The 16,524-nt window shown below is 46.9% G+C and carries 21 protein-coding genes; 15 read left to right on the top strand and 6 right to left on the bottom strand.

What is annotated here, in order from left to right; all coding sequences use genetic code 11:
* From MGMO_RS12885 to MGMO_RS12870, 4 genes are all read right to left on the bottom strand, one after another.
* On the bottom strand, nt 1-756 hold the full coding sequence (locus MGMO_RS12885; RefSeq protein ID WP_023495499.1) for an energy transducer TonB: 756 nt from the start codon (nt 754-756) through the stop codon (nt 1-3).
* 31 nt (nt 757-787) lie between these two features.
* Nucleotides 788-1,033, bottom strand: coding sequence for a hypothetical protein (locus MGMO_RS12880; protein WP_152976363.1), 246 nt, complete (start codon nt 1,031-1,033; stop codon nt 788-790).
* A 255-nt stretch (nt 1,034-1,288) separates the two neighbouring features.
* Nucleotides 1,289-1,486 (bottom strand): hemin uptake protein HemP, encoded by a 198-nt coding sequence (gene hemP / locus MGMO_RS12875; RefSeq protein ID WP_023495497.1) that lies wholly within the window; start codon nt 1,484-1,486, stop codon nt 1,289-1,291.
* An 804-nt stretch (nt 1,487-2,290) separates the two neighbouring features.
* Complete coding sequence (locus MGMO_RS12870) at nt 2,291-3,172, bottom strand: LysR family transcriptional regulator (protein WP_023495495.1); 882 nt, start codon at nt 3,170-3,172, stop codon at nt 2,291-2,293.
* A gap of 104 nt (nt 3,173-3,276) precedes the next feature.
* Here MGMO_RS12870 and metE point away from each other — a divergent pair, with 104 nt between their 5' ends.
* From metE to MGMO_RS12855, 3 genes are all read left to right on the top strand, one after another.
* On the top strand, nt 3,277-5,544 hold the full coding sequence (gene metE, locus MGMO_RS12865) for a 5-methyltetrahydropteroyltriglutamate--homocysteine S-methyltransferase (protein WP_023495494.1): 2,268 nt from the start codon (nt 3,277-3,279) through the stop codon (nt 5,542-5,544).
* 165 nt (nt 5,545-5,709) lie between these two features.
* Entirely contained in the window at nt 5,710-6,273 is a 564-nt protein-coding gene (locus MGMO_RS12860; protein ID WP_023495493.1) for a GNAT family N-acetyltransferase, read from the top strand.
* Between the two features lie 15 nt (nt 6,274-6,288).
* Nucleotides 6,289-7,254: a hypothetical protein gene (locus MGMO_RS12855; RefSeq protein ID WP_023495492.1), complete on the top strand. Its 966-nt coding sequence runs from the start codon at nt 6,289-6,291 to the stop codon at nt 7,252-7,254.
* 1 nt (nt 7,255) lies between these two features.
* Here MGMO_RS12855 and MGMO_RS12850 read toward each other — a convergent pair whose 3' ends face one another.
* Nucleotides 7,256-8,371, bottom strand: a complete 1,116-nt coding sequence (locus MGMO_RS12850) for a methyltransferase (protein ID WP_023495491.1) — start codon at nt 8,369-8,371, stop codon at nt 7,256-7,258.
* A gap of 8 nt (nt 8,372-8,379) precedes the next feature.
* Nucleotides 8,380-9,000, bottom strand: coding sequence for a TetR/AcrR family transcriptional regulator (locus tag MGMO_RS12845; protein WP_023495490.1), 621 nt, complete (start codon nt 8,998-9,000; stop codon nt 8,380-8,382).
* A gap of 226 nt (nt 9,001-9,226) precedes the next feature.
* Between MGMO_RS12845 and MGMO_RS12840 the strand changes: the two genes are divergently transcribed.
* The 12 genes from MGMO_RS12840 to MGMO_RS12785 form a co-directional block, all read left to right on the top strand.
* Nucleotides 9,227-9,520 carry an antibiotic biosynthesis monooxygenase family protein gene (locus MGMO_RS12840; protein ID WP_023495489.1) on the top strand — a complete coding sequence of 98 codons (294 nt, stop codon included), beginning with the start codon at nt 9,227-9,229 and terminating at the stop codon, nt 9,518-9,520.
* A gap of 56 nt (nt 9,521-9,576) precedes the next feature.
* On the top strand, nt 9,577-10,389 hold the full coding sequence (locus MGMO_RS12835; protein ID WP_200922735.1) for an alpha/beta fold hydrolase: 813 nt from the start codon (nt 9,577-9,579) through the stop codon (nt 10,387-10,389).
* A gap of 112 nt (nt 10,390-10,501) precedes the next feature.
* A complete protein-coding gene (locus MGMO_RS12830; RefSeq protein ID WP_023495487.1) occupies nt 10,502-11,065 on the top strand; it encodes a peroxiredoxin in 564 nt (187 codons plus the stop codon).
* Nucleotides 11,066-11,142: 77 nt separating this feature from the next.
* Nucleotides 11,143-11,451, top strand: a complete 309-nt coding sequence (locus MGMO_RS12825; protein ID WP_023495486.1) for a DUF1272 domain-containing protein — start codon at nt 11,143-11,145, stop codon at nt 11,449-11,451.
* Between the two features lie 107 nt (nt 11,452-11,558).
* Nucleotides 11,559-11,927 carry a nuclear transport factor 2 family protein gene (locus MGMO_RS12820; RefSeq protein ID WP_023495485.1) on the top strand — a complete coding sequence of 123 codons (369 nt, stop codon included), beginning with the start codon at nt 11,559-11,561 and terminating at the stop codon, nt 11,925-11,927.
* Between the two features lie 5 nt (nt 11,928-11,932).
* On the top strand, nt 11,933-12,283 hold the full coding sequence (locus MGMO_RS12815; RefSeq protein WP_023495484.1) for a TfoX/Sxy family protein: 351 nt from the start codon (nt 11,933-11,935) through the stop codon (nt 12,281-12,283).
* A 90-nt stretch (nt 12,284-12,373) separates the two neighbouring features.
* Entirely contained in the window at nt 12,374-13,171 is a 798-nt protein-coding gene (locus MGMO_RS12810) for a class I SAM-dependent methyltransferase (RefSeq protein WP_023495483.1), read from the top strand.
* 47 nt (nt 13,172-13,218) lie between these two features.
* Complete coding sequence (locus tag MGMO_RS12805; RefSeq protein WP_023495482.1) at nt 13,219-13,668, top strand: GNAT family N-acetyltransferase; 450 nt, start codon at nt 13,219-13,221, stop codon at nt 13,666-13,668.
* Nucleotides 13,669-13,758: 90 nt separating this feature from the next.
* A complete protein-coding gene (locus tag MGMO_RS12800; protein ID WP_036307964.1) occupies nt 13,759-14,124 on the top strand; it encodes a nuclear transport factor 2 family protein in 366 nt (121 codons plus the stop codon).
* A 47-nt stretch (nt 14,125-14,171) separates the two neighbouring features.
* Nucleotides 14,172-14,732 carry an NADPH-dependent FMN reductase gene (locus tag MGMO_RS12795; RefSeq protein ID WP_023495480.1) on the top strand — a complete coding sequence of 187 codons (561 nt, stop codon included), beginning with the start codon at nt 14,172-14,174 and terminating at the stop codon, nt 14,730-14,732.
* A gap of 40 nt (nt 14,733-14,772) precedes the next feature.
* Nucleotides 14,773-15,504: a DNA alkylation repair protein gene (locus MGMO_RS12790; RefSeq protein ID WP_023495479.1), complete on the top strand. Its 732-nt coding sequence runs from the start codon at nt 14,773-14,775 to the stop codon at nt 15,502-15,504.
* 104 nt (nt 15,505-15,608) lie between these two features.
* Nucleotides 15,609-16,524, top strand: a 916-nt coding sequence (locus MGMO_RS12785) for an IS5 family transposase (RefSeq protein ID WP_152976362.1), incomplete at its 3' end; no start/stop codon positions are given.

The following is a 16,524-nucleotide window of genomic DNA, read 5'->3' as shown; positions in this document are numbered from 1 at the left end:
TTATCCTTCTATTGAAAATCGCACCGGCACGATGACTGATGCACTGACCGCTTGTTCGCCGCGTTTGGCCGGAATAAAGCGCCATTTTTTGACGGCCTCCAGTGCGGCCTGGTCGAGTCGCTCCGAGCCGCTGCTGACATGCAATACGACCAAACTGGCTGTACCATCAGCCGTAACCTGAACTTGCAACAACACTTTGCCTTGCTCCCCTAATCGGCGTGAAATAGCCGGGTAATTTGGATTGGGATTATGCAAGTAAGCGGCATTAAAATTGGGGGCACGGTAGATCGGCGTTTCATCAGATGGCTTACTGGTTTTGGCTGCATTAGGCGTTACTGCGGAGACTTGGCTTGCCTCTGTTTTTGGTGGTGTAACCAATGATTCGGTTTTACTGGACTGCTCCTGCGCAACAACAGGTTTGAAGGCTGGTCTCTTATGAGCAATCGGCATAGCCTTCTGGGGCTGTTGGGTTAATTTTTTGGCTATGTTTTTTGCGTTAACGGATTTTTGCCGTTTTTGTTCAGGAGGCAATGGTTCCGATTTTTGCGGGATTACTTGTGGCTCACCCAATAAACTGACCATGATTGGTTGAGGAAGGGATGCCTCAGGCAACGGCTCCTGCCCTGGATGTAGGGCGGCAAACGTGGTCAGGTGTGCAAACATAACCAAGCCCAGAACTGCCCATGTGAGGTCGACTTTAGGATTGCCCTTGCCTTCAATAAAATCCCAGGGCACGGGTGTAGGGCTATTTTCCATAAAACCAGCGTTAGCGATCTGAGAGCAGATATTAGTGAACACGCTTCAGGTTTACTGGACGGACATTGCCTTTGTCGGGCGATATATTTTGCACTTGGTCTAGCCGCACTTTTGCGTGGTTTAGGACTGCGCTCAGGGTGCGCAACGATTCGGTGCTGATTTTTAATGTCAAGCCACCGATAATGAGTTCCGGCACATTGCAGTCGGGACAATAAAGTACGGCGCAATCGCCCGTGCCGGAGAGCAGTATTTTCTCATGCTGTTTAATTGATTTCATAGAAGCCATTAATTTCACCATCCAAAAGTTAGGCAGGAATGCCAAAGCTGCATGATGCAGCAAACAAGACACAAGGCTACGCTCTGGTGTCTTTTTATTGGCTGGCTATCAACGCCTGAAGGCACTGAATGGCTGGCTGGGCTTTATACGCTTTGTACTTCGTTGTCAGCCCACCATCCCAGCAGGAAAAGGAGAGAGGCCAACGAGCGTAGAACAAAGTAACCAACAACGAAGTACAAAAGCGTATAAAAAGCCTTATTTAGTCAGGATTAACTTATCCTGGCGGGTTAAACGCAAACGGTATTCTTCACCACCATGTTCAATAAGCACCTCACGCGCCGAACCGAACAGTTCTGCGCTGTGTATCCGAGGCCGCGAAACAGGCATTGCCTCTTGTTGAGTGTGCAACTCAAAGTCCGTCGGCGGAATTGGAATATGAATTTTATTAATCATTAATGCAAATAATAACGATTATCATTTGTAAAGTCAACGCCAGTTTACGGCTTTTTCTAATCAATGCGTGCTTTTGCTCTTTGCCACAAAAATTCGCCTTTGCTCCGGCAAGATTGCGGCTATGATTTGCCATTGTTGAAGTAGCCCGCCCTAAGCACAAGGTTCTGCAACTGGGAGAAGCGACTACACCAGGATTCAATCACTAGGCGAATATGCCTAAAATTAGGGTAGGCAAGCTTAGGACACTGAATCTTTATGAAACCGCGTCATCAAAAAGCAGAGGGTCGAATGATCATTCAAAGACTTTCCAGGTTCGTTCCACGGCTTTCTTTCTATGGTGTTAATGAGTTGTATTCACTTAGCTGAAAAAACCATTAAGCAAATTTTGCATTTCTTTGGAATGCCTTGATGTATGCATGACAAGTCAACCATGATTTTGCAGGTATTCATGTTGAACTTTCAAAGTGCCAAGCCATTAATAATGTCCCTTGCTTATCGTTTTATCAGACATAGCTATTCTCCTGATAGCGGAATTGATTCTTTTTTGTTAATTTCACAGAGAATAGAAATAATTTCCAGACCGTTTTTTTTGAATTAATATCCAGGCACTTAAAATCCACGGCATGAATAGTTCCACTCTCAATGAGCGCTGCTAACACATGGGGTGAAATGGCTATGTGAACCAAGTTATTTTCCATATCAAAACCGAATCGAGTTCTATTTGACACTAATGATAATGATTCTCATTAATAAAGTAAACACTTTTTTCTCCCCCTCTGGAAACACTCAAACGTCAGCGTACGATCAAACTTTGGCTTGCGCATGACCAATCAGCCATTGGATATATTCCAGTTGAATATCTTCGTGGCGGGTTGCCAAGTACATAGTCTTGGTCAACGGCAGGTTTTTAAACCTTAGGCTGACGACATCCGGATTTTTGGCCTTATCGGCCAGCAACCATTCCGGCAACAGGCAAACGCCGCGCTGGCTGGCGGCCAACAGCAACATAATGTCGGTTTCTTCCACGGTGACATGGGCGAGCGGCTCAATCCCGGCGGGTTGTAGGATTTTCCTGAACATGTCCAGGCGCTCGCGTTCGACCGGGTAAGTCAGGATCGTTTCCTGTTGCAGGTCAGCGGGTTCAATCACCTTAAGTCCGGCGAGCCGATGTTGCTTGGCGACGATCAACACCAACTCAAAATCGAATAGTGGCTGATAATGTAACACGCCGTTAAACACGGGATCAGAAGTCAACACCGCGTCAAGTTTGTATTGTTGGATGGCTTCAAACGAATTGAAGCGGTAACGTGATGTGACTTCAATAGCCAAATCCGGCCAGGTCTGCAAATAGGGTTGGAGTATCGTGCGGAACCATTCATAGCAGGCATGGCAGTCGATGCCGATAGTGAGTTTGCCGGTTTTTCCCGCCGCCAACAAATTCAGATGTTGCTCGGCGGAATCGACGGTGGCAATGACCGACTCGGCAACTTCAGACAAATAGTGGCCCGCCTGGGTCAACACTAAATTACGACCCTGTTTACGCCAAAGTACTATCCCTAGGCGTTGTTCCAGGTTTTTCATCTGGTGCGATAACGCTGATTGCGTTAAATGCAACGTCTCTGAAGCGGCATTCAAGGTGCCGTATCGTTTAAGCGCCAACAAGATACGAAAATGGATGAGTTCCATATTGATGAAGTTTCCTCATGAAAGAATGAGAAACTATCAATATTCCTCACAAATAACAAGCCCTACAATGCCGCTTTCATTTTTAAACCAATGGAGCTGTAGTAATGATTAAAATCCACAACCTGGGGTTTCCTCGCCTGGGCGAACACCGCGAACTAAAATTTGCCCTGGAACGCTACTGGCGTGGTGAAATCGATCAGGACGAATTAGAAAGAATCGCCACCGAACTTCGCCAGCGGCATTGGCGGCTGCAAGCCAGTAGTGGCCTGGATTTTATCCCGGTTGGTGATTTTTCTTACTACGACCAAGTCCTAGATACCAGTGTTATGCTCGGCGTTATCCCCGAACGATTCGGATCATCAACGGGCGTTGATACTTATTTCAGGATGGCTCGCGGTCAGTCAACCGATGGGCAACCTTATCGTGCCTGTGAAATGACGAAGTGGTTTGACACCAATTACCATTATCTGGTGCCGGAAGTGACAGCGGATCAGCAATTTGCGCTATCCAGCACAAAACTGTTTGATGAAACCAGCGAGCTGCAAGCCTTGGGTTATCAGCCGAAACCGGTTTTGCTGGGGCCTTTGACTTGGCTGTGGCTGGCGAAAACGACCAGCGATTTCAATAAACTCGATTTAGTAGATCGTTTGTTGCCGGTTTATGGGGAAATCCTGCGCCGCTTAGCCGATCAGGGCGTGGAATGGGTGCAAATCGATGAGCCGATCCTGGTGCTGGACTTGCCAAGTGCCTGGAAAAACGCGTTTGAAGCCGTTTACAACCGTTTGCAAAGTTCCCCGGTCAAGATTCTGCTTGCCACTTATTTTGGCGAGTTGGGCGAACATGCCTCATTCGTTTGTAGGCTGCCGGTCGCAGGATTGCATATCGATCTGGTCAGGGCACCGGAACAATTGGCATCCGTTTTGGATAACTTCGCCAACCATAAGATACTGTCACTAGGTCTGATCGACGGACGCAATATCTGGCGCACCAATTTAAATGCAGCACTCAGCACTATTACAGCCGCTCGGGAACGATTTAAAGGTGAACTTTGGCTAGCACCTTCCTGCTCCTTATTGCATGTACCCATCGACCTGGAACACGAAACCGCCTTAAACCCAACCATCAAATCCTGGTTGGCGTTTGCCAGGCAAAAACTGACCGAATTGGAAGTTTTGCGTCTGGCGATAGAAGAACCAACAGCGGCAGCACAGGATTTGTTGGTTTCTGCGAACGCCATCCGTTCCCGTCGGGAATCTACATTGATCCATAACCCAGCCGTGCAAGCCGCAATGGAAAAGATTAATGATTCGCTAATGCAACGGCAAAACTCCTTCCCGGTACGACGCGGGCAACAACAAGCCAGGTTGAACTTACCCAGATATCCGACCACGACCATCGGATCGTTCCCGCAAACACCGGAAATCCGCAAAGCCCGCGCCGACTTCAAACGTGGCTTGATCAGCGAAATCGACTACATCAAACACATGGAACAAACGATTGAGTTCTGTGTCAGGGAACAGGAAAGCCTGGGGCTGGATGTGTTGGTGCATGGCGAAGGGGAACGCAACGACATGGTGGAATATTTCGGCGAACAGCTGGACGGTTTTCTGTTTACCGCCAACGGTTGGGTGCAATCTTATGGTTCCCGCTGCGTCAAACCGCCCATTATTTATGGTGACGTAAGTCGACCCAAACCGATGACCGTACGTTGGAGCCAATATGCCCAATCGTTGACCGACAAACCCATGAAAGGCATGTTGACCGGCCCCGTTACGATATTAAACTGGTCTTTCGTTCGGGACGACCAGCCACGTTCAACGACCGCGTATCAATTGGCCCTGGCGATACGTGAGGAAGTCAACGATTTGGAACGTGCCGGTATCCCGATTATCCAAATCGACGAGGCCGCGTTCCGGGAAGGCTTGCCGCCACGCCAATCGCGCTGGCAGGGTTATCTGGACTGGGCGGTACGTGCTTTCCGTCTGTGCTCAAGCGGGGTACAGGACAGTACGCAGATTCACACCCACATGTGCTATTCGGAGTTCAATGACATCATTACATCTATTGCCGATATGGATGCTGATGTCATCACCATCGAAACCTCGCGTTCCAATATGGAACTGCTGGAGGCCTTTATCGATTTTAATTATCCGAACGAAATCGGCCCCGGTGTTTACGATATCCATAGCCCCAATGTCCCGACCACTGGCGATATGATTGCATTGCTGAAAAAAGCGGGGGAACATATTGCACCTGACCAGTTGTGGGTCAATCCCGATTGCGGACTGAAAACGCGGCAATGGCAGGATGTCAGAACCTCATTGGCCAATATGACCGAGGCCGCCAAGTTTTTGAGATCGGCAATAGGGTAATTTCAAATTTTATATAAGTATGGAGAGTAGGCTTGGAAACCCCCATTATTTCGCACAGCACATTAATGGGGGGGGGGTTTATTCATAAAGCTCAATCGGCAAGATATACTGGTGAAATATAAATGAGTTAAATAAAGGTGTTAACCATTTACTTCTTTTTCTAATATGATAGAAATCGTCGAGCCAGAGACAGAACATCTACTGTTACGCCAGTGGAAAATTGCCGACCGGGAACCTTTTGCCGCCCTTAACGCAGACCCGCGCGTCATGGCTCATTTTCCTGCCCCTCTCACATGTGCAGAGAGTGATGCCATAGCCGACCGTTGCCAGAAACTTATTGATGAGAGGGGATGGGGATTTTGGGCGGTTGAATTGAAAACCACCTGTGAGTTTATAGGATTTGTCGGCTTACATATCCCTTCTGCTGAACTTCCATTCTCGCCCTGTGTCGAGATTGGCTGGCGACTGGCGTATGATCACTGGGGTAAAGGATACGCAACTGAAGCAGCAAAGGAAGCCCTTCATATCGGTTTTGATCGGCTCGGTTTGAATGAAATTGTTGCATTTACCTCAGTCGGTAACATCAGGTCAAGTGGGGTAATGGAGCGCCTTGGTATGCAAGAGTCCGGTACTTTTGAGCACCCACAAGTACCTAAAGACAGTACTCTTCGACAACATTGCTTATATCGATTATCCCGTGCAAGCTATTTCAAAAAGCACAACCGTTAAACCAGAGAAAAAACTATGGAAAAAATCCTGAATATCACCAACGGTGATAGCGCGGTCATGGTCATGCAGCAAGCGGGAATTCCAGGTGTATTCCTTCCCTGGCGAGATGTTCTGCATGATGGGCCAGTACCCGCTGGCCTATCGCTGGAGAAGCTATCCGAAGTACGAGCACAATTTATTATTGCTCAAGGCTGGGGAAAACCAGCAGTAATCATCAATAGTTTTAAGGAACGAGACACAGAACTCCTGTCTTATAGAAATTTTTCAAAAGTTAGATTATGGTTTGAGCATGACCTGTACGACCAATTACAGATTTTACAGATATTGGATTGGTTTTCTGAAAATCCGCCAGAAACGACAAAGCTAACCATTATCTGCACAGAGCAATATCTTGGGTTGGCAAGCCCTGAGCAAATAAAGGCACTGCTTGGGCATGAAGCTTTCATTGCTGAAAGCCACCTCATGTTGGCAAAAAAGGCTTGGGCAGCATTCAGGTCGTCAAACCCAAAAGACTGGCAACAGTTATTGAATGCAGACACAACAATATTGCCATTTCTAAACGGCGCTATTGTCAGGCTACTGGAAGAATATCCTGACTGCAAGACTGGCTTATCACGCACAGCTCAAACTGCGTTAAGTATACTATTGAAAGGAAAATGCAGTCCTGGTGAACTATTTGCCAAATACCAGGAGACAGAAGAACGGCGCTTCATGGGTGATTCAAGCTTTTGGGTCATACTTCGGCAATTATTGGCATCTAATCCAGCTTTGATGACTTCAGCACCAGGAATGCAGATCACTTTACCGCCTACTCTAGATCAAATACTGTCGATTACAAAGGCAGGCGAAAAAGTGTTAATCGGTGAACAGGACTGGTTGGATAGTGTTGTCTTGGATCGCTGGATAGGCGGGGTTCATTTGATGCCAGGTAATGTTTGGTACTGGAATCAAAAATCACAGCAATTGGTAAAACAGAATTGAACTATTTTTGCCTTAATACCATTATTTTTCCGATGGACTTAAGGCCGATTAGCTCTTCAAGCGCCAATCCGGACTGGTCGAATAGGTTTGTCCACTCTGCGAGCGTCCTTTCCCTGCCACGGGTAGCCATGAACATCTGCATGTCGAATGTGGCGCTGGCAATGTCCGCCTTCAATTCCGGTACAACTAATTCCATGAGGGCAATTCGGGCACCGGTATCTGCAATAGCAATTACCAGATTACCCAAAACCTGTAGACATTCCGCATCGTCAAATCCATGCAGGACGGCACTTAGAAAGTAGATGTCTTTGTCGTCTTTGGCGGCGGGAACTGACTCAAGCAAATCCCCTGCTTGGTAGGTTATTCGGGAAAGCACATCTGATGGCTTCTTTTCATTCCAGTAGGCTGCGGCAGTCTTAACGACCTGTTCTCGGTCGAACACTAATGCCGCGAGGTGGGGATATTGTTTCAAGATAGCCAGAGATTTACTGCCTTTAGAACCGCCAACATCGATAATGCGATTAAAGGCACCCCAATTGAAGTCGGTGGCAAAGCTGTTGCCTGTTAATGCTTCTACGCTGTCCATTGCACGAGAGAACAACGCATCAAATTCAGCATGGTTATCCATATAGGCATAGAGATCTTTGCCATGAGAAAGCTGGAAGGGAACTTCGCCTGATTGTATTCCGTGATCCAACTGTTCATACCAGGGCTTGCTCATCTCCATTGAATTATGCATCAAGACCATGGCCCTGACATTCTTTGGTTGGTCATCCCTCAAATAAGCGGAAAGCGTGTTGTTCTTAAAAACATGGGATGACACTTCCTCAAATATCCCCATGGCCGCCAGCATACGCAGCAAACGGTAAATGGCATCCGGCTTTGCCAGCACTTGCTCGGCAATGGCATCTGCCGTCAATTGGCCATCACCAAGGAGTGAGGCGATATTCAATTGTGTAGCAACATACAATGCCCGGGATTGCCAAAACGCTGAACCAATCTGGAGCAGCCGGAAGGGTGGCGGGGTTAACTTATGGGGAATGGCCTGAAGCCAAACGACAAACTTCACCAGTATTGTGAACAAGTAGACTGAAGCTGAATTTTTTTGAAATGTCATATCAATCCCTAAACCGGTTTATTGCTCGTTAAACCCGCCGAAAATAAATGACCATTGAACGCGGCCAATTTCTGGAAGAAGCCTTCATCCATCTTTCGTCCCAATTGCTCTTCAAAAATATCTTTGAGTAACATGGGCATCATTGCCAAACTGACAAACGCCATCCTCACGATGTCGGGGTCTAATGTGACAGGTAATTGTCCAGCGGACTTTAAGCTTTCTACTTTCTGAGCGGCGCGTGTACGACCACGTTCCAGCAACTGTTGGATAAAACGCCGTCCTGGGCCTTGGTTGAGCGCCAGAACTTTCAGGATCAGCTTCGGAAATTCAGGTTGTTTAGACATCGTGTCGTAGTACAACAGAAAAAAATCCTTGAAACCATCCGCTGAATCCAGCATCTGTCCGTCCAGAACCTTTAATAGGGGGTTAAGGGTCTCGCTTATCATTTCCTCGTACAAACCTTCCTTATTGCCAAAGTAGTAACGGATCATGGAGATATTGGTATCGGCCTGTTCTGCGATTAGGCGAGTCGTGACTTTGTGGTAGTCGTCTGACAGAAAGTTGTCGAGCGCAGCTTTCAGCAACCGTTCCCGCACGGGATCATGGGTAACCTCTGAAGTGTTATTCATTATATTATCCAACGGTCGATATAGGTCACCAGTTTATCAGTGGATAAGTCCTGGGCTTTAGAAGTTTCGTCAATCAATTTTTGGGGTTTGATTAACTGAATAATGCTTGGCCCTTAACCTCAAAAAATAGTAATGTCGGCGTTGTGGATACCGGATTAATCCAAATTCATAAGCGACCGTAAGCTGTTCCGGGTTAGATCTATTTTATGTAACAAAGGAGATTCCATTGTTTGTTGTAATTTTCCGGGCAAAAGTGCGTAGCGTTGATAGCGAGTATTCAAAAGTAGCTGCCCGTTTGCGTGAACTAGCAATGGGACAGTTCGGATGCGTAGACTTTCAAGCCATCACAGAGGGAAACAATGAAATTGCCCTTTCTTATTGGCCTAATGAAGCAAGCATTCTGGAATGGAAGTCACATTCGGAGCATGTCTTGGCACAACAATTGGGCAGGGAACGGTGGTATGAGTCCTATAGTGTCCAAGTGGCGGAAATTATCCATGAGTACCATGTTGCTTGCTAGCGGGGTATGTAGCCACAGACCTCATCTCATCCGTTAGACATAAAATGGAGCAAATCTTGAAGTTTTGTCATTACGGTGCCAATAATGGCCGGATAGTGATCTACTTTCACGGTGCGCCTGGAGCACCGGAAGAATGTGTTGTTTTTGATCGATACGCAAAAGAAAATGGCTTAAGGTTTATTTGTTTTGACCGGTTTACCATCGGTTCTTCAATAGTCGGTGAGGCGTATTACCAATTTTTGGCTCAGGAGATTTCAAAGCTGGCAGACGGTAGACAAGTAGACTTCATTGGCTTTTCAATCGGTGCGTTCATCGCATTACAAACCTGCCGTTATCTACCTGATGGAGTAAAGTGCCTGCATTTGATTTCCGCTGCTGCGCCGCTGGAAGCAGGTGATTTTCTAAACGCAATGGCAGGCAAGCAGGTTTTCCAGATAGCAAAAGCTTTTCCTGCTTTATTCGTTCTGTTATCTTACTGGCAAGAGTTGCTCGCTTTGCTTTTTCCCAATGCATTATTTCATCTGCTATTTGCCAGTGCTGTCGGTAAAGATCAAGTGTTAGCTGATAACGCTGGCTTTAAAGCTTCCATTAGCAAAATATTAAGGTCATGTTTTGTTGGCAATGTTCAGGGCTATATAAGGGAAATTATCGCTTACGTGCAACCATGGGAAACTACGCTTTCCGAAATTTCGGGTAATACGCTTATCTGGCATGGTGCGGAGGACAATTGGTCGCCAAAGATGATGGCGGAATATTTGAAATCGGCGATTCCGGGTTGCTCGTATATCGAGATAATGGAAGGTTTGTCCCATTACTCATGCCTGTATGAAGCCGTGCCAAAAATATGCAAGCAATTGGGCAAAACCTAACATTAGGAACGTCCGGAGCTCTGCTATTGGCGCTTTATATATTTTCAAGCTTTCGTAGCCCGCACCCGGTTAGCTTTTCTCTCAACCGCTACAGTTTTATACGAAGGAATCAATGAAAGACTTATACACATTACCAGATAATCTACCTATTCCCCAAGATGACGGGGCATGTGATCACCTTGAAGGAAACCGCTTGTCCAGTATATCCCTGCTGAGCACAAATAACCGTAAAGTCGATCTCAGTTCAGAACCAGGCACAACTGTGGTCTTTTTTTATCCGATGACCGGAAGTCCAAATTCAGCGCCAATGATTGGCTGGAATGAGATACCTGGAGCGAGGGGGTGTACGCCACAAACCTGCGCATTTCGGGATGGCTATTTTGAACTTATGGAACTAGGGTTAACCGATGTATTTGGGGGAAGTTCGCAAGATATTGCGGAGCAAAAAGAAGCTGTCGAGCGCTTACATTTGCCCTTCGAACTTTTAAATGATTCTAATTTTGAATTTACAAACGCATTGAAACTCCCTACATTTGAATATGAGGGAACCAAGTTAATCAAACGTCTTACGCTAATTATTGAAAATGGTACTATCCTTAAAGTTTTCTATCCGGTATTCCCTCCCAATGAAAATGCCGCACAGGTTATTGCATGGCTTAAGGCGAATAAAGCCTGACATGGCGTTCAAAGGAACATGCCTTTTCGTGCCACACCCGGTTAGCTTTATCTTAGCCGTCATGGAAGGGAGAAGCCATGCTTGAACTCAGGCCAACCTGTGAGCATTGCAACAAGCCGTTGCCGCCAGATTCACTTGAAGCACGTATCTGTAGCTATGAATGTACGTTCTGTGCCGCCTGTGTTGACACTATCCTGGGCAACGTTTGCCCCAACTGTGCTGGTGGCTTTGTGCCTAGGCCCATCAGGCCTTCAAAGAACTGGAAAGATAATAGCTATCTTGGCAAAGACCCAGCGAGTACCCAGATTAAGCACAGGCTCGTTGACCAGGAAGCTCATGCGCGGTTTACGGCTGAAATTAGGTTAATGCTACCCGAAAAGCGGTAACCCAAAAACTGGAAAGGGGATAAGCATGTAATTGAAGTTGCGGCTTACTCTGCCTGTCTCGTCCACATTGAGTATCTCTCAGTAAAATTTATATAAGGAAAATGGCAATGGAAAACAATTCTCATCAAGCTACTTGGGAAACCTACACACAATCCTGGTCTGAGACAGACGCGCCGATGCGGCTGCAAATATTCGAGCAATGCTTGAATCCTGATTGCGTGTACACCGACCCGCTTATCCAGGCCACGGGATATAGCCAATTGTCCGGATACATGGCGGAACTTCACAAGAGCGTGCCGGGCGTAAAATTTATAACCACTGATTTCAAAAGCCACCATGACCGCAGCCTTACTTATTGGAATATGGTTGACGGTAATGGCAACGTACTCTCCCAAGGCACAAGCTATGGCTTGTACGGAACTGATGGACGTTTACTGCAAATGACCGGGTTCTTTGAATTACCTAACGCGGACTGAACCCTTTGACCACTCCCAGCGCCGAATACGTAGGCTATGTCCTAGAGCATTTGCAATCCATCGCACCAGCACAGACAAGCCGGTTCTTTGGCGGAGTGGGAATTTCCAACGGCTTCGTCCAGTTTGCCATGATGATGGGTAATAGTCTGTATTTTGTGGTCGACGAAGACTCGCGGAAGAAGTATGAACAGGCCGGGATGCAGCCGTTTTCGTATCTGACCAAGAAAGGACGCGTCCAAGTGCGCCGGTATTTTGAAGTCCCCGAAGAGGTGCTTACCGATTCGGAACAACTGCGGCATTGGGCTAATGAAGCGATGATTGTGGCGGACAAAACTAAAAAACCAAACAAACCTTGAAGTTGAACTTAAGAAAGTAAGGTTTATTAAGTTCTCCACGTAGCTTATTAACGGTCAACTGTGATTTTGAGTTTATGTGAAAAGGAAATTATGACGACCTACAATTGGAATGCCGAAGATTATGAACGAAACTCCCAAGCCCAACAACAATGGGGAAGAGAACTGATTGCAAATCTAAACTTAAGAGGTGAAGAAGATATTCTTGATTTGGGTTGTGGCGATGGCAAAGTAACCGCAGAAATCGCGCATTTAGTCGGTTCTGGATCGGTTGTCGGCATTGATAACTCGATACAAATGATAGAATTGGCAAAAGAAAAATATCTACAAAACAAGCATCCAAACCTATCCTTTCAAGTTATGAACGCCAGTGATTTATCATTTGAAGACTGTTTTGATGTGGTTTTCTCAAATGCGGTGCTACATTGGGTAAAGAATCATCAACCGGTCATTGAAGGCCTCTATAAAAGTCTCAGGGTTGGCGGGAAGATTCTCCTACGCATGGGCGGGAAAGGCGATGCAGCCGTTATCCTTTCGGTTATGGATGATTTTAAAGCTTCCAATAGGTGGGCGCAGTATTTTACTGAATTTGAGTTCCCGTTTACTTTTTTGGGAGTGGATGACTATCAAGTGTTATTGAAAGCTGCCGGATTTTCCGAGAAACGCGTCGTACTTATACCTAAAGATATGACGCATGATGGCAAATCAGGCCTGGAAGGATGGATTCGAACCACATGGCTACCTTACACCTTGCGAATTCCAACAGAAAAAAGAGAAGCTTTTATCGAAGAGGTTTCTTCAAACTATCTAGGCAAAGTGCCGCTAGACGCAGAGGGCAAAGCGCATGTAGCTATGGTACAAATTGAAGTTGAAGCAGATAAAACCGCATAGCCAACTGATTTATTGACGCGTGCATTGGGCATAACAAAACACAGGAAATGAGCGGATTAATTTTTTGTCGTGAAGCATCTAAGAAAGACCTTGAGGAAGTTCTTGACCTGTATGCGCAACCTGACTTCGACGATGGAAAGATACTTTCACTCTCCGAGGCCGAGCGTCTTTTCGAACGTATGGCGCATTATCCCGATTACAAAATCTACGTTGCCCTCTGTGAAGAGCAGATTGCCGGGACCTTCGCCCTACTTGTCATGGATAACTTAGGTCATCTGGGCGCACCTTCCGCGATCATTGAAGATGTAGCGGTTGATCCGCGATGGCAGGGGCATGGAATCGGAAAAAAGATGATGGAACATGCGTTAGAGTTATGTAGGGCGAAAGGTTGCTATAAAGCTGTAATTTCATCCAACCTCAAGCGTGAGCGGGCACAGGCATTTTACGAATCGTTAGGCTTTGAACGCCACGGATACAGTTATCGTGTTTTGCTTTAATCGACTATTTGTGGTCCTAATTTTGAAACACTTATTCAAAACCGTAAATCAGGCGATTTGTACTTTTATTTTATTTAAAGCGAAATGATCATGCTTGAAAATAACTTCGCCGCGCATTTTGCGGCGGCCGACTGGATTGATTCCTGGAATAGCCATGACCTTGACCGAATCTTGTCGCACTATACCGACGATTTTGAAATGACATCGCCCGTCATTATAAAAGTGGTAGGAGAACCATCAGGTATCCTAAAGGGTAAAAAAGATGTAGGCGCATATTGGGCTAAAGCGTTGCAATTATCACCTGAACTGCATTTTGAATTGGTGACTACGCTGGTCGGGGTAAACAGCATAACCTTGTATTACCAAGGTGTACGTGGTCTTTCGGGAGAGGTTTTTCATTTCAACCAAGAAGGAAAGGTTACCAAAGCCTATGCCCACTATACTCAAAGCGGTTAACTCCGTGTTCTAGCAAACTCGATTATTTTTTATTCACTAAATCGGCTATGACTAAAATACTTGCGCTTTCCGGTAGCCTGCGTGCGGCATCTATCAATTCCGCGTTACTTCGTGCGGCAGCAAGGCTTGCGCCGCCGGAAGTGTCGGTAACAGTGTTTCTTAGGTTAGGTGATTTGCCTTTGTTCAATCCCGATTACGAAACCAACCCACCGAGCATCGTCACAAATTTTCGCTCCGAAGTGGCGGAGGCGGATGCGTTGATTATCGCTAGCCCTGAATACGCTCACGGTGTCACGGGAACAATCAAGAATGCCTTGGATTGGCTGGTGAGTTTTGAATCATTCGCCAATAAACCGGTTGCTGTAATCAATACGTCCCCGCGTGCTTATCACTCCGATGCTGCTTTACGTGAAACCTTAAAAACGATGGCTGCTGAGATAGTAGAACCAGCGTCTATCAAAATTCCACTTCTCGGGGCTAAGCTTGATGAAGACAGCATGGTATCAACCCCATCTGTCGCAACGCCCATTCGGGAAGCGCTTGTTGCGCTTTGCCAAGCGGCCAGTCTGTACAAAACATCAACGAATGCATCATTTCCAATTCGATGAGCATTATATGATCCTCAATACTCGGTAGTGCCGAAAAGCCATGAATTTACAGCAAGTGGTAACACGATTAGAAACTTTAGCCGACTCGGAGAAAATAGCAACCAAGGAACGAAAGTTTGGTATAAAAGCCCGGAACTCATTAGGCATTTATCACAAAGACCTTAAGGTACTTGCTAAGGAAATTGGCTGTGATAACGGGCTCGCCATCGAGCTTTTTGATACCGGTATCTATGAAGCAAGAATATTGTGTAGCAAAATCTACGATCCAAAGTGCATTACCGAAGAACAAATGAATCACTGGGTGATGACATTTGAAAATTGGGAAATATGCGACTCGTTCTGCATGGGTTTTTTTGCCAAAAGTCAGCATAGCTTAGTTAAAGCCTTTGAATGGTCAGGGAATAAACATGAATTTATCAAACGGGCTGGTTTTGTCATCATGGCGGCTTATGGTTTTGCCGACAAAACAGCGAGCAACGAAGCGTTTGAGTCATTCTTTCCGGTCATTGAGCGGGAAGTTAACGACGAGCGAACTTATGTTAAAAAAGCCATCAATTGGACGCTTCGCAATATCGGCAAAAGAAATGTCGATCTGAATAAACTGGCTATAGTCGTTGCCAATCGTATCCTAGCCAACGATAGCAAGTCAGCAAAATGGATTGCTAAAAATGCCATTAGCGAACTTGAAAAACCGGATGTCAGTATTTTGGATTATCCAAGGCTTGAGACCTTTGCACGGCAGAGAGCAAAGCAAAGCAGCGAAAAGTGGTAAAATAGCGCTAATAATCAATGTATTGAGCTATTATCCATGAGTTTTTCCGATTTTTATATTAGCCACCGCACTCGCAAAGGCACAACCTAAACCAAATTGACCACTTGATCGACTGGAAGCCGATAGAACAAGTGATCCGTCGGCATTATGCACCGGTTTCCGATGTCGTTGGACGTCCTGCCTATCCCGGTTTGTTGCTGTCCAAGATGTTGCTGGTGGGGCTGTGGCACGGCGGCTTAAGTGACGAAGCGGTGGAGGACATGGCCAATGTCAACCTGCATGTGCTGTGTTTCTTGGGTCTGGCGTTGGAAGACGATGTGCCCGGCCATTCGGTGCTGTCGCGGTTCAGGACGCAGCGGACCAAAGCGCAGGCGTGGGACGGGTTGCTGGCGGAAATCAACCGGCAAATTGAAGGGCGAAACCCCCTGGTCAAGTCGGGCTGCCATGTGGATGCGGGCGTCACGCATAGCCCGCGCAAACCCAAGACCAAGCCGGCCTACGAGATCGTCGGCGACCGTGAGGATCGGGACGACGAGGCCGACGCACAAGCCGACATGCGCGTTGTCGAAGTGGCGCAGCCTGGCGTTGACAACGAAGGGCGGTGGTTGAAGAAGGCTGGTAAACCGGTCTTTGGGTACAAGCGGCACACGGTCGTCGACGGCAATGGTTTGGCCGTCGCGGTTGAAACCACCCCGGCTAACCGGCATGACAGCCAGCCTTTTGTCGACTTGGTGGACAAGGCACGCGTTAAGCCTGGAACCCGTGTCCACGCCGACAAGGCGTATTGCAGCAAGAAGCACTGGGCGGCCTTGAAAGAACGGGGCATTAAAAACGGCATCCAGGACAAGGCCGTCAAGGACAAGCCACTGGGTCCACGCCAACTGGCCCGCAACTCGGCGATCAGCACAGTGCGGTTTGTGGTGGAGCGCACCTTTGGCAGCCAGCAGCGCTGGTTTGGTGGCAAGACCCTGCGTTACCAAGGCTTGGCCAAGGCCCACGCTTGGCATGTTCTCCTAGCCG

Origin of the sequence: Methyloglobulus morosus KoM1 (assembly GCF_000496735.2) — a bacterium.
GTDB classification, from domain to species: Bacteria; Pseudomonadota; Gammaproteobacteria; order Methylococcales; family Methylomonadaceae; genus Methyloglobulus; species Methyloglobulus morosus.
The sequence above is the reverse complement of the archived record's forward strand: the minus strand, read 5'-3'. Positions and strand labels throughout refer to the sequence as shown.